Origin of the sequence: Gehongia tenuis (assembly GCF_014384795.1) — a bacterium.
Taxonomy (GTDB): domain Bacteria; phylum Bacillota; class Clostridia; order Christensenellales; family NSJ-53; genus Gehongia; species Gehongia tenuis.
In genome coordinates this window covers 736,520-749,434 of sequence record NZ_JACRSR010000001.1, presented here as the reverse complement: position 1 = coordinate 749,434, position 12,915 = coordinate 736,520, and the positions used below count along the sequence as shown (strand labels likewise).

The window sequence follows — 12,915 nt, the reverse complement described above, 5'->3', positions numbered from 1 at the left end:
ATATTCAATCTATTTTCTGCTTTTCGCTCTGCGGCCGTAAAGAACGGCGCCTGGAAGCCCAGCGCTCACCAGAAGCGCCAGCGCCGCCCACAAAAGGGCGCCCCCGGTATGACCCGTTGACGGCACATCCGTTTGAATGGGAACCGCGGCAACCTGTTTATAGCCGCACTGCGTGCAGCTTCTTTCCCGGCTGCCCATTTCGCTGGACGTGGCAGCCTTGGTGGTCCTCCACGCTCCATAGGTGTGGGCACCCCGTTCCGCCGTCTCCCCGCAGGAGCATACCTTCCAATGGCCGTTCTCGTCAAACCGCCAGCCATCATAGCTGTGCGCATGACCCAGCGCGGGAATCTCCTCGGTGCGGAGCACCCGTTTGCAGACGGTGCAGGCGTAGGTGCGAAGCCCCTTATCCGCTGCCGTGGGCTCCAAGGTCACCGTGCCGCCATCCGCCGTATGGGGTCCATAGCCATCCTTTTCGCTGTTGGCGGCGGAACAGGCTGCACCGCCGCATTCGTGCCAATGATGCGTCTCATCGCTGGTCCAGGCCGCAAGCCAGCTGTGGTTATGCTTTTGTACGCCATAGGTCCCGTCGGCGCCGGGGATGATCTCGTAACCCGGGGCGAGATAGCCGCTCACATCCACAGTAAACGTCCCGCCCTTGATGGCAGGATCGCCCCATTTGTCCCCATCCTCCAGAACCAGGGGTTTGCCATTGGTTATAAAGGTTCCATCCTCAATATTGAGAACGCTGTCCGTGGCGGGCTCCGTCATGCCCAGCACGGCCACGCCATTCGTCTTGAACGTGCCGCTCTCGATCGTCACCTGACCGCCCTCATCGCACCACACTGCATAATGAAGCGTTCCAGTGACCTCCACATTCCGCAGCCTGACGTTGGTTGCATTATACACATTGATGCCGCCAAGCAGGGTTACGCCGTCCACAATGACGTTGTCGGTAACGCTCTCGTCCCCGATAAACAGAGCATAGCTGCCGCCTTTTGAATCGAAGGTCCCATTCTTCAGGATAAAATCGGAGCCCTCAAAAAAGAGCGTAAAATTCTCTGCGGAAATTGTCTTGCCGTTCAAATCGATGGTGAGTCCCGAGACATTCAACACACCGGCATCGGACAAATCCATGCTTTGCAGCAGCTTGATCGTATCCCCCGGTCCCGCTTCGATCAGCGCTTCCGCCAGCGTCCCATGATATGTGCCCGCCGTTTCGTTGTATACGGGGCGGAGGTCCTCCACCGCGCCTGCGGGCTTGCCGCCGAATTGGGCATTGCCGTTTTCATCCGTAAATACGCTCTGCGTATTCCCAGCCAACTTTTTCAGCTGTTCAACCGTAGCCCCCTCACTGCCCACCCTCACCGTACCCTGGGTTTGGGAGTCGGTCAGCTTCAGTTTTCCGCCGTCCAGCGCCGCCGCGCTGATCCCGACAGCCGCTCCGCTGTCCCCGCCGGAGACCACGGCGTCATCCAAGGTAACGCTGATCTGTACACTGCTGGCATTGGTCTGCATGTCCACGCCAAAGGGGGCGGCGGACCAAGCCGGCCCGTTCCCCGCGGAGACCCCGCCGCCCACAACCTTAATTGTGCCGCTTGTATTCTGACCTCCGGTAAAAAGCGCGGTGCCCGCGTAATCGTCGTAGGCGTCGCCGCCCTTCACCGAAGTGTTTTCTATCTTGATATCCATCGCGCCGGACTGGCACAGCACGCCCGTGCCGCCCTCGCCCAGGTTGGCGCCTTCGCCGCCGGACACCGAAGCGTTCTTGATCACCATGGTGCCGCCGCTTTGCAGCCACACGCCTGTGCCGCCGGTCCCCGCGTTGACCGTACTGCCGCCGCACAGCGTTCCACCGGTCACCTCAAGGTACACGCCGCTCTGCATCCGGACTGCCGCGCCGCCGTTGCCATTGGCGTTCTTCTTATTCTTGCTCGTGATCTGGCCTCCCGTAACCGCACAGTTGGTCAAAATCACCGTCTTATCGCCGGATGACGTCTGTATGGCCGCGCCGCCACCCGCCTGATTCGAACCAAAATCCGTTGTAGAGGTATCCGTCCCGCTGCCGCCCGTGATGGTGCTGTTCGCTGCTTCCAGCCGGGTAGCGGTCCCTTGCAGCCAAATACCGTAGCCGCCCTCGCCTCCAGGGCCGGAGTAAGCTCCACCCACGACCTTGGACTCGTTCAGTATTATATTGCCGGTGGACAGCCAGATGCCGCCGGAGGCCTGTGAAGTGGACGACGAACCCGTCGTCGCGCCGGCCTCAACCGTGGTATTGTTCAGGGTCAGCGTGCCTCTGGAGACCTGAATGACCACGTTGGACGACGTGGGGCCGGACGACGTGCCGTCGCCGCAGGAAATCGTCCCCGGTCCCTGAATCGTAACGTCCGCACCAATGGACAACACCTTGCTTCTTCCGGCGGTGCTCAGCGTGAATCCATTCAGATTTATCCGTACCGGATTTGTGATCGTGGCGGTGCTGGACAGCGCAATGTTACCTGATAAATCGATCGTTTCCGCACCGGCATTCAATGCGGCCACAAAATCTTCCGGCGTATTGACCCCGCCGTTCCTTGCGCCGGGCACGGTCATCAGCCCGGGCTGCGGGCCCTCGCCAGCCGGCGGGGTTCCCATACTGACATGCGGCAGCGGGCCCGCTCCCGCGCTCGGAGAGGGCTTTGCACCTGGAGAAGGTTCCGCGCTCGCTGATGGACTCCCTTCCTCCAGCGTATCTTCGCTTGGCGAAGGCTCAAGGGATGCTCCCAGAGTCGGTTCCGATGCGGATCCCGCTCCCAGGCCTTCCGCGAACGCCACGCCGCCAAACGCCGTGAACGCCATCACCGCGCAAAGGGTCATCGCCAATAGACCTTTCTTCTTTCGTTTCATCCCGCTACCCCTTTCTTCATAAAAACCATAACCATAAATATGCACATGCGGCTTCCAGAATAAATCATTTTTACATCAAGTAGTATAACAGATTATTTCTTGGCATGCAATGCGAAATGAATAGAAATCTAAAGTAATATCCTATCCCTTATTGGGGTTGAATTTTTAGGGGAATGAATTATAATTATAGTTATAACTCAAATTATACTGAAGGGTGATTAACCATGAAAAGCAGCTTCCGCATTTTTGTGACCGCCGTTCTTGTTCTTGCCATGCTTGCCGCCATGAGCGGCGCGGTATTGGCGGAAGGCGAACCGGCGGTGAACAGCACGACCGGCGCAGGCTACAATACGATTCAAGATGCAATCGACAGCGCCTCGCCCAACGATGAAATCGTCATTGCACCGGGCAGTTACGCCGAATCTCTGACCATCGATAAATCCCTTGTCCTGCGCTCCGGCGGCGAGGGCAAGGTGAACCTCGCGGGCACTATGACGATCACCGGCGGGCAGGTGACGCTGGAAGGTTTCAGCTGCGAATTCACCAGTACTTCCAGCACCCAGACCTCCATCGTCCGAATTGCGGGCACCAGCGGCCAGCAGGTCACCTTCCGGAATTCCACCATCACCCAGTACGGCAACCTCCATGGTCTTTGGACCAATGTGCCGAACGCCGTTATCACATTGGACAACACCACCGTATCCGCGCCCAACGGCGCGTATCCCGATACGGCTCAGGCCATCACGCTCCATCCTCTTGCTGCCGGCATAACGCTGAACGTGGTCAACGGGAGCAAGGTGACCGCGCCCAAGTATTATGCCATCACCAGCTGGGCGGAAAACGCCGTTATCAATGTGACGGACAGCACGCTCATTGGCTGGGCCGCAATTTATCTCAAAACCAATGCGGCCGGTTCAGCCCACAACACCACCGTCAATCTGACGCGGTCCACGCTGAACGGAGAGTGCCCCCATGGATTCGGTTCTTCCAACGGCTTCTCCACCATCGTATTGGAGGGCGTGTCCGGCTGTGACCTCAATATGGATGCGGCATCCACCATCACCGCCAAGGGAAACGCTAATCTTCAGGGGGTCGTCACGCTCAATAACGGGGCCGGCAATAACAGCGCTGACCTGAAGGGCACCCTGGTGGTGGGAACCGTGGACACCACCCCCGCCTTCTTTTTCGGTGACAGCAGCGCGGGCAATGAAATCATCCTCTCGGAAACCACCCGGCTCCAGCAGAATGCCGGCGCCGCCATTTTGCTCAAGGACGAGAACAGCCAAGCCGTAAATGTATTCACCCATCTTGAAGTTGCCGTAAATCAGGCCGGCGACGGCGATACGCTGGTGCTTCAGGGCACCTGCCCGCTGAATAACGAACTTGTTATCGACAAGGCGCTCACCATTGACGGCAACAAGGGCGGCATCGAGGGCAGCGTCAAGATCACCCATACGGGCGCTTCCATCCAAAACTGCGATCTTTCCGCCGCCGCCGTTACGGTGAATGCGGACGGAGCCAATCTCTCCAACAACTTTTGGGGGGACAGCCCAAAGCCGGATAATGCCGTGGTTTATCCCATCTACACTTCCGGGGACATGACGGATACCACGCTGCAGGACCAGCCCCCGCTCACCATCTCGGCCGTACCGGAAAAGACGATGGGCGATGCGCCCTTCACCCTTGAGGTGATTGGCGGATTGGACAGCATTGCAACGGAGTTTTCCAGTTCCAATCCCGCCGTAGCCACGGTAGACTCCACGGGCAGGGTAACGCTTGTCGGACCGGGAAGCGCGGAGATCACCGCCACCAAACCGGCCACCACCCTTTACAATCCCGTCACCGCCAGAGTAACCGTCACCGTTAAGCCGGCCGCCGTGCCCACGCCTTCCGCCGGAACCCCTTCGCCGGGTTCCACGCCCGGGAGCACCCTGGCGCCCGCGCCCACGGCCAGTCCGGCGCCAGGCGCCACGCCCGCCGCGGTTACGGATATCCCCAGCACCGGCCGTTCGGACGAGGCCCTTTTCGGTGTGCTGTTTGCAGTTTTGGTTCTGGGCGCGTTCACCCTTCTCGCCGTGAAACGGCACGCCCGCTAGGAAGGCAAAGGACACGGGGCAACCTCTTTTGAGGTTACCCCGTTTTTTGGGTCAGACGGAAATCCTGGAGACGTTTGCTCGAATCCTTTCCAAAAACACTTTTGCTGCGGGCGAAAAGGTCTGGTATTTCTTGGTCACGATGTATAGATTCACCGATAATTCCGGCGTAATAGGCCGGAAGGCAAGGTTGCGCCCCTCGGTATTGACCAACCGGTCCAGACACAGTGCATAGCCGATTCCGTGCTCAACCATGAAGGTTGCGTTATGGATCAGGTTATAGGTCGCAACCATATGGAGCACATCCAAACCGAACCACTCCAGCTCCTGATGCCCGGAAAAGGTCTGTTCCGGCAGAATCATCGGCAGCGACTTGAGCTGGTCGATGTTGATGGAGCGCTGTGCCGCCAGCTCACAATCTTTTCGCATCAACAGTCCGAACACATCTTTTTTATGAAGATTCAAATAATCATATCTCTCCTGCCGGATAGGACCCAGCAGCAGTCCCATATCCGCAAGCCCGCTGTCAAGCCGCTCGAGAACGGTGTCCGCAGCGCCGCTGTGGGTGTGAAATTTCACATCGGGATACTGCTCGTGGATTTCAGCGAACAGCGCCGCAATTTCATCCATTGCGATGGTTTCGCCGCATCCAATGGTAATCTCGCCGCTCAGGGTTTCAGCATTCGTCCGGAATGCGGACTCCGTGTTGTCCATCAGTTCCAAGATCTCCTGCGCCCGTCTGCGAAGGAAGCTCCCCTCCTCCGTCAACGTCAACTTCCGTTTTCCGCGGATAAACAGCTGTTTGCCCAGCTGTTTTTCCAGATCCATCATCTGTTTGGACAGCGTTGACTGGGTCACAAACAGCGTCTGCGCCGCCCTCGTGATATTCTGCTGCCTGGCAACGGCAAGAAAATACCGCAATAGTCTTGTCTCAATCATTTTTGCTCTCCCTTCAGTGCTTCCATTATACGGATTATTATCATTCTTGTAAACGATGATAATCCATTATCAATAACCATTTGTAATTTGTCGGATTCAAAGTATACTGAAACTTGAAGGGGCGAAAGAAGCCGCACGGTCTGAAGAAAGAATAGGAGGATACCATGAAAACAATCGAAAATAAGAACTTTGATGAAGAGCGGGCGCTTTATGGCAGTCAGAGACTGATCGGCACCGGCTGCGGAACGCCGGAAATGACAAAAAAGAGCGTCCATATGCGGGAAGCTTATGAACTTGGAAAATCTATATGACGGAGGAAACCTATGAAAAAACTGTTGTCCGTTCTTTTTTTAATGACGCTGGTATTCCCCTTTTCCGCGTGTACGGCGGAAAATACCGAGAAAACTCCAGGCCGTGAACTGAAAAGCCCCGTCGCCGTTACGCCGGATAACCGGCCCGCCGGGTCCCCGGCGCCGAAAGCGGGCGTCCGGGTGCTGGTCGCTTACTTTTCCGCTACCGGAACGACAAAACCGATTGCCGAATACATTGCCGAGGCGGCGGACGCGGATCTTTTTGAGATTGTGCCCGCTGAACCTTACAGCGCCGATGATCTCAATTACAATGACAACGGCTGCAGAGCAAACCGTGAGCAGCAGAATAATGACGCCCGTCCTGCGATTTCCGGCAGCATTGAAAATATGGGCGATTATGATGTGATTTTTATTGGGCACCCCATCTGGTGGGGCGAGGAGCCGCGGATCATCGACACTTTCGTGGAGACCTATGATCTATCGGGAAAAACCGTAATCGACTTCTGTACTTCCGGGGGAAGCGGCATAAGCCAGAGCGAGTCAAACCTGAAGGCCCTCTGTCCCGGCGATGTGACATGGCTTACCGGGAAACGCTTCGCCGCCAATGCCGATTATGAAGAAATCCAGGAATGGACGGAAAGTCTGTCTCTCACCGAATAAGAAAGGGCCGGAAGTACACTTCCGGCCCTTTTTTCCGTTTGGAGGCCTGCGGCACGGGATGCTTTAAGCCCTCCCCCGCCGCCCCATCCTTTATCCCACCTGCTTCATGGGTTTGGGTCCCGCGATGGCCTTTTCCTCCTGTTCAATCTCCTCCACGAACAGGCCGAGGACATCCGCGGCCGCTTTCTTCAGGTTCAGCAGTCTGGCCCGGGTATCGGCCATTTCTTCACCCAGCCTGCGCTTATGGCCTTCAAGCTCCATCAGCTGCCGCTCCGCACGTTCCTTGGCCTCCCGCTCCACCGCCGATGCCCGGCACTGGGCCTCCACCAAGGCGCCCACGATCTGATTCTCCTTATCCCGAAACTCGGCCAGTTCCTCACTTAAAAGCTTATTCTCCGCCCGAAGCTCCAACAGGCGATCCTTCTGGCGGGCTAAATCTTCCTCAAAGTCCTTTTTCAGGCGCTCAATATAGTCTTCCACCTCCGAAGGGTCGTAGCCCCTCGCTTTCACCCTAAACATCCTTTGCATTCCGAACCCTCCTTCTGCTTCTAGGACAAGCATACCTTGGCCGGGTCCAAAAAAATGTCAAACGGGCGGTGTCGAATTCCCTGTATTTTTCAAAATTCAGGCCGAGCTTCGTTTAAAAGTTTCTTCTTGAGGTCATAGAGCCGGTCGCTGAGGTCCACCTTGTAGGTGTGCGGTTTCACCAGGCGCTTGTACTCCTCCCAGAAGGTATCCAGCTCACTTTCGCAGTAATGCTGGATATCCATCAGGCTGGGCGCGGCGTAGACCTGGCGGCCCTCCCGGAAGATGGGCACCAGCAGCTTCCGCATGGTGTAATCCCGAAGGGTCATGCGCTTCCAGGTCTCGGTGGGATCAAAGATCGTAAGGGGTTTTTCGGTGTCAAAGGTGTCGTCCTCCAGGGCGATGAGATCGGCCAGCGCCTTGCCGGAGGTCTTGCCGTAGATGCGCCACACCGTCTTCATGCCGGGATTGGTGATCTTCACCGGGTTATCACTCACTTTGATCTTGGGCACCAGCGCACCATCCGGTCCGATTTCCCCGGACATCTTGTAGACGCCGCCCAGAGCGGGCAGGTCGGCGCTGGTAATCATCTTCGTGCCCACGCCCCAGGTATCGATGGCTGCGCCCTGGGCCCGAAGATCCCAGATCACTTCCTCGTCCAGGTCGCCGGAAGCCACCACCTTGGCGTTCTCAAAGCCGGCCTCGTCCATCATCCTCCGGGCCTGCTTGCTGAGATAGGCCAAATCACCGGAGTCCAGCCGGATGCCCATGGGCTCATGACCCGCCGCCCTCAGCTCCCTAAAGACCTTGATGGCGTTGGGCATGCCGCTTTTGAGGGTGTCGTAGGTATCCACCAGCAAAAGGCACTGATCGGGAAAGGTCTTTGCATAGGCTCTGAAGGCGCTGATCTCATCGGGAAAGCTCATCACCCAGCTATGGGCGTGGGTGCCCATGGCCGGAACCTCGTACATCTGACCGGTGAGCACATTGCTGGTGCCGATGCAGCCTCCGATGATAGCCGCCCGGGCGCCGTAGATGCCGGCATCGGGGCCCTGCGCTCTCCGGAGGCCAAACTCCATCACCCCGCCGCCGCCCGCTGCATGGACCACCCTGCTGGCCTTGGTGGCGATAAGGGTTTGATGGTTCACGATATTGAGCAGCGCTGTTTCGATAAACTGGGCTTCCATGATGGGCGCCTTCACCCGAACGAGGGGCTCGTTGGGAAAAACGATGGAGCCCTCCGGCATGGCATCGATATCCCCGGTGAAGCGAAAGTTGATCAGCATATCGAGGAATTCCTCATCGAAGAGGTTGAGGGAGCGCAGATAGGCAATATCGTTGGCATCCATATGGATATTGCGGATGTATTCGATCACCTGTTCCAGGCCCGCCGCCACCGCATAGGAGATGCCGTTCCTGCGGAAAAACAGGTCAAAGACCGCCACATTATTCTGCATGCCATGCTTATAGTACCCGTACATCATGGTCAGCTGGTACAGGTCCGTCATCATGGATAGGTTTCGTATCATCGTTTGTTTCCTCCCCTTGTTCCCTTTAGCTCAGTCTTTGGGCTGCGGCTCATCCGCTGCGGACGTCCCGGCCTCGGACTGTTCCTCCGCCGTTTCGGCTCCGTCTCCGCCGGCCGGTTCAGCTTCTATGGATCCGTCCGCCGGCTCATTCGGCGCCGGTCCGTCCTCGGCAGGTTCCGTTTCCGCCGCTTCCGCTGCTTTCCCGGCTGCGGGAGCCTCTTCGCCCCCGGTCCCTTCCAGATCCGACACGATCCCGCCGGTTTCACCGCCGTCCGCAGCATCCCCGGCCGCAGCGCCCAGCTTCCGCTTCTTCACGAACCGCACCACCAGTACGGCGCCGCATACGAACACCAGCACGAGACTCAGCACCTGGGATACCCGGAAGTCGCCCCAGTACAGGCTGTCGGTGCGAAGGCCCTCGATGAAGAATCGGCCAATGCCGTAGAACATGAAATACATCAAGGTGAGGGAACCGGACTTGAACTTCTTTTTGCGCACCGCCATCAGAAGAATGAACAGCAGCAGATCCCAGACGAATTCGTAGAAGAAGGTGGCCATATGCCACGCCCCTTCGCTTTCGATATATACGCCGATGGGAAACTTCTGAAAGGCGGGATTGGTGATGAGTTCGCCGTAAGCCTCCTGGTTGAAGAAGTTGCCCCAGCGGCCCACGGCCTGGCCCAGCGCCAGTGCGGGCACCACGATATCGCACACGTCCCAAAACCTGATCTTGCCAAACTTACCATAGATGAGCGCCGCCAGCACGCCGCCGATGATGGCGCCGTAGATGGCGAGGCCGCCCTCCCAGATCTTAAATACGCTCCAAAAATCGTTGGCGTAGTAATCCCAGGAAAAAACCACGTAATAAATACGGGCGCAGATGATGGAAATCGGAATGGCGATGAGCGCAAAGTCAATGATGCTGTCGGGATTGTAGCCCCTTCTTTTGGTTTCACGCCAGCTAAGAATGATGCCGACGACAACGGCGGCAGCAATCAAAATGCCATACCAGTAAACCGGTTTGCCAAATACCGTAAACGCAATGGGGTCAGCCATATTTCAGCCTCCTTGCTTATAGTGGTTTCATTATACTGCCAAGAGTTCCAATCCGCAACAGAAATGCCGGACATGAAAAAAGCTCCTTGAAGCAAGGAGCTTTGGGTTTGGAATCAATCAGCCTTGGGGGAAGTGAGCGCGGAATCCGCCGGCGTTTCAATGGCCCCAGGCGTCGAAGACGGGCTGGTGGATACCGTGGGCGATGTGGAAGGCAGGATGCTGGGCATCACCGATTCCAGAGGTTTGACGGTCTGAGCGGGCGTTGCAACGGGCGTGGGCGAAGGTTCGTTTTTCTTGCCACAGCCGGCGACCACAAGCGCCAAGCCCAGGACCAGTACCGCAATCAAAGCCAGAATTCTTTTCTTGTTCAATGGTTTCGCCTCCTTTTTGTCCTAGTATGAGCAGACAAAACCAGAAAAATACCAGTGGTCAGCTGTTTTGTAGAATTTTGATATAAAGATTGATTTTGGCGGTCTCCTCCACGAGTTCGGTGAGGTTGTAGGCAACGTCCAGATTGCTGCCCACCGTGATAAGGCCGTGCCGTTCAAGAAGAATGGCGTTGTACCGGCCGCCCCGAACCACCTCTTCCAGCGCGTCCGCCAGTGAATCGCTGCCGATGGGCCGATAGGGCACGATGGGAATATCTTTGAGGTACTCCATGCTCTCCGGATTCACCGCCTGAATCTCCCGGCCCAGATAGGCAAAAGCGGTAGCCGCCGGCGAATGGGTGTGAATGATGCCCTTGATGTGAGGCCAGTTCCGGTAGATGGCCAGATGAAGGGCCAGCTCCGAGGAGGGCTCGCCCATGCCGAAGAGCACCTCGCCCGCCATGTTCACCACCACCAGATCATCCTCCGCCACCTCCCGCAGAGGGAGTCCCGTGGGGGTTATGATGATCTTGTTCTCCGAACGGACGCTGACATTGCCGCCAAAAGCGCTGATCAGGCTTTTCTGATGGAGATGCTGACAGCATTTGATCACTTGACTATTGGTGTTGATATTGCGTTTCATGGACTTTTGACCACCTCTCATCTCCATTGTATCCATATTGCCAAAAAAAGCAATTGACTTATGGGTTTCACATTGCATAAAATCATAGGTGAATACAAGCCTTGGAGGTATCATGAAAAAGATAGTAACAAGCCTCATGCTCAGCGTCCTGATGCTCGGCCTTCTGCTGGCCGGCGGCTGCTCCTCTTTGATGAGCGGCGAGGAGCTGTGGAGCAAAATCGGCCTTGACGCCGACGGCGTTCCCACCGAAGTGGAGATTGAATACCTGAAGGAGAACGTGGGAACCACGGTGTACACCACCACCATGGACAAGACCATGCTGGAAGGGCTTAAAAGCGTGCGCTCCCTGGTCCTTGGATCCAGCGAGATCAAGCAGCCCAAAGGATACACCTTTGTACCTTCCGTCCAAAGCACCCACCGCATCCTGATCCATAATCGGGATGAAGTGCTGGAGCTTTACTACGTCAAGGGCGACGATCTTCTCGTGTGGCAGGATTCCCGGGGCGGAGACGTAAAAACCTACGACTACCGCTACTTCAAGCCTCACGATCAGTTCACCGTCTTTTTGGACGGCGTGCGCCAGCTGGCGGCGCTGCCCGGCGAACAGACGGGCGAGGACCTGGTCTCCTCGCTGGAACTGCGCGCCACCATCTCCCCGGAGGAGCTTCGGGAGGAAGGTGTGGGCGTGGAGTACGAGGTGGCCCTCGATATGTACGAACATCAAAAGCAGGGTTCCTTCTACCGTGTGCTCAGCCATGAGGACGACGTGATGATCCCCTACACCAAATATCTGATCGTAGCGGCCCTGGGCGAGCAGCCCACCGACGGCTATGATATTACGGTGGACCATATTGAGCGCAATACCTACTACACCAAGGTGTACATCACCTCGGAAAGTCCCTACATTGGCGAGAGTCCCAATCCCACCCCCACCTATCCCATCTCGGCGGTGCTGGTGAACGTTTGGGACGTGCCAAAGGAGCTTCCGGTGGTTTTCCTCGACGTGGACAACAACATCCTGGAGGTGCAGCAGATCACCGCCTTCAAGAACACCGACTATCCCACCGCCCCGCCGGCCACGCCCACACCCTCCGATGCCGGCACCGGTGACAATCTGGAGCCCTCTCCCACGGTGCCCGAGGTGGACATCAATCTCACCTCGGAAAGCCCGAGCGGCGAACCGGCGGCCTCCGGCGAGGGCGAGGCGTCGCCTTCCCCGGCCCCCTCGCCCTCACCCCAAACGGAATAAAAAAGCAAGGCAAGGTGTGTTGGCGCCTTGCCTTTAGTTTTGGAGGACAAACAATTATTCTTCAAACTTCATATCTTTGTAGTAATAGATCTTATCGTGGTCATTGAATTCCCGGACAACCTTGCAGGGATTGCCCACGGCGATGACATTGGGAGGAATATCGCGGGTGACCACGCTGCCTGCGCCAATCACGCTTCCCTCTCCGATGGTCACCCCCGGGCAGATGATGGCGCCGCTGCCGATCCACACGTTGTTGCCAATGACCACCGGCAGAGCATACATACCGCCTTCCCTGCGCTTTTCAGGATCCAACGGATGGTTGGTCACCGCGATGGTCACGTTGGGCGCGATCTTCACATCGTCGCCAATGGTGATGGTGTAATCGTCCACCAGATTCAAGTTAAAATTGGCGTAGAAATGCTTGCCGATAAACACATTGCTGCCGTAGCAGAAATAGACGGGCGGCTCCACCGTTCCGCCGCCAAAGGCGCCGAACATTTCCTGCAGGAGCTGATTGCGCTTTTCTTTTTCCGAAGGCCGGCTGTGGTTGTATTCGTACATGTACTCCTTGCCTCTCAGCCGGTCCTCCGGCATCCCCTCGCACCAATCGGTCCACAGCCGTTTGGCGGCCTTCCTCTCTCGCATGGTCATGGTCATAA

Annotated in this window: 12 protein-coding genes; 4 read left to right on the top strand and 8 right to left on the bottom strand. The window is 57.1% G+C overall.

Features of this window, described 5'->3' with window-relative positions; genetic code table 11:
* Nucleotides 1-9: 9 nt before the first annotated feature.
* Complete coding sequence (locus H8696_RS03730; RefSeq protein WP_249315019.1) at nt 10-2,883, bottom strand: hypothetical protein; 2,874 nt, start codon at nt 2,881-2,883, stop codon at nt 10-12.
* 224 nt (nt 2,884-3,107) lie between these two features.
* Between H8696_RS03730 and H8696_RS03725 the strand changes: the two genes are divergently transcribed.
* Nucleotides 3,108-4,979 carry an Ig-like domain-containing protein gene (locus H8696_RS03725; RefSeq protein ID WP_249315018.1) on the top strand — a complete coding sequence of 624 codons (1,872 nt, stop codon included), beginning with the start codon at nt 3,108-3,110 and terminating at the stop codon, nt 4,977-4,979.
* Nucleotides 4,980-5,030: 51 nt separating this feature from the next.
* Here the strand turns inward: H8696_RS03725 and H8696_RS03720 are convergent, their stop codons facing one another.
* The gene (locus tag H8696_RS03720; protein WP_283244849.1) at nt 5,031-5,915 is read right to left on the bottom strand and encodes a LysR family transcriptional regulator; all 885 of its coding nucleotides are present in this window, start codon (nt 5,913-5,915) and stop codon (nt 5,031-5,033) included.
* Nucleotides 5,916-6,079: 164 nt separating this feature from the next.
* Here H8696_RS03720 and H8696_RS03715 point away from each other — a divergent pair, with 164 nt between their 5' ends.
* Entirely contained in the window at nt 6,080-6,226 is a 147-nt protein-coding gene (locus tag H8696_RS03715) for a hypothetical protein (protein ID WP_249315017.1), read from the top strand.
* A 12-nt stretch (nt 6,227-6,238) separates the two neighbouring features.
* Nucleotides 6,239-6,886 carry a flavodoxin gene (locus H8696_RS03710; protein WP_249315016.1) on the top strand — a complete coding sequence of 216 codons (648 nt, stop codon included), beginning with the start codon at nt 6,239-6,241 and terminating at the stop codon, nt 6,884-6,886.
* 90 nt (nt 6,887-6,976) lie between these two features.
* On the opposite strand, the gene H8696_RS03705 is transcribed toward H8696_RS03710, so the two are convergent.
* From H8696_RS03705 to H8696_RS03685, 5 genes are all read right to left on the bottom strand, one after another.
* Nucleotides 6,977-7,414 (bottom strand): DivIVA domain-containing protein, encoded by a 438-nt coding sequence (locus H8696_RS03705; RefSeq protein WP_249315015.1) that lies wholly within the window; start codon nt 7,412-7,414, stop codon nt 6,977-6,979.
* 89 nt (nt 7,415-7,503) lie between these two features.
* Nucleotides 7,504-8,940: a nicotinate phosphoribosyltransferase gene (locus H8696_RS03700; protein WP_249315014.1), complete on the bottom strand. Its 1,437-nt coding sequence runs from the start codon at nt 8,938-8,940 to the stop codon at nt 7,504-7,506.
* Between the two features lie 30 nt (nt 8,941-8,970).
* Nucleotides 8,971-9,996: a prolipoprotein diacylglyceryl transferase gene (gene lgt / locus H8696_RS03695; protein ID WP_249315013.1), complete on the bottom strand. Its 1,026-nt coding sequence runs from the start codon at nt 9,994-9,996 to the stop codon at nt 8,971-8,973.
* Nucleotides 9,997-10,109: 113 nt separating this feature from the next.
* Nucleotides 10,110-10,367: a hypothetical protein gene (locus H8696_RS03690; RefSeq protein ID WP_249315012.1), complete on the bottom strand. Its 258-nt coding sequence runs from the start codon at nt 10,365-10,367 to the stop codon at nt 10,110-10,112.
* A 58-nt stretch (nt 10,368-10,425) separates the two neighbouring features.
* Nucleotides 10,426-11,007 carry a class II aldolase/adducin family protein gene (locus H8696_RS03685; RefSeq protein ID WP_249315011.1) on the bottom strand — a complete coding sequence of 194 codons (582 nt, stop codon included), beginning with the start codon at nt 11,005-11,007 and terminating at the stop codon, nt 10,426-10,428.
* Between the two features lie 112 nt (nt 11,008-11,119).
* Here H8696_RS03685 and H8696_RS03680 point away from each other — a divergent pair, with 112 nt between their 5' ends.
* On the top strand, nt 11,120-12,256 hold the full coding sequence (locus H8696_RS03680; RefSeq protein WP_249315010.1) for a protease complex subunit PrcB family protein: 1,137 nt from the start codon (nt 11,120-11,122) through the stop codon (nt 12,254-12,256).
* A 54-nt stretch (nt 12,257-12,310) separates the two neighbouring features.
* Here H8696_RS03680 and H8696_RS03675 read toward each other — a convergent pair whose 3' ends face one another.
* Nucleotides 12,311-12,913, bottom strand: coding sequence for a DapH/DapD/GlmU-related protein (locus tag H8696_RS03675; RefSeq protein ID WP_330605311.1), 603 nt, complete (start codon nt 12,911-12,913; stop codon nt 12,311-12,313).
* Nucleotides 12,914-12,915 lie beyond the last annotated feature (2 nt).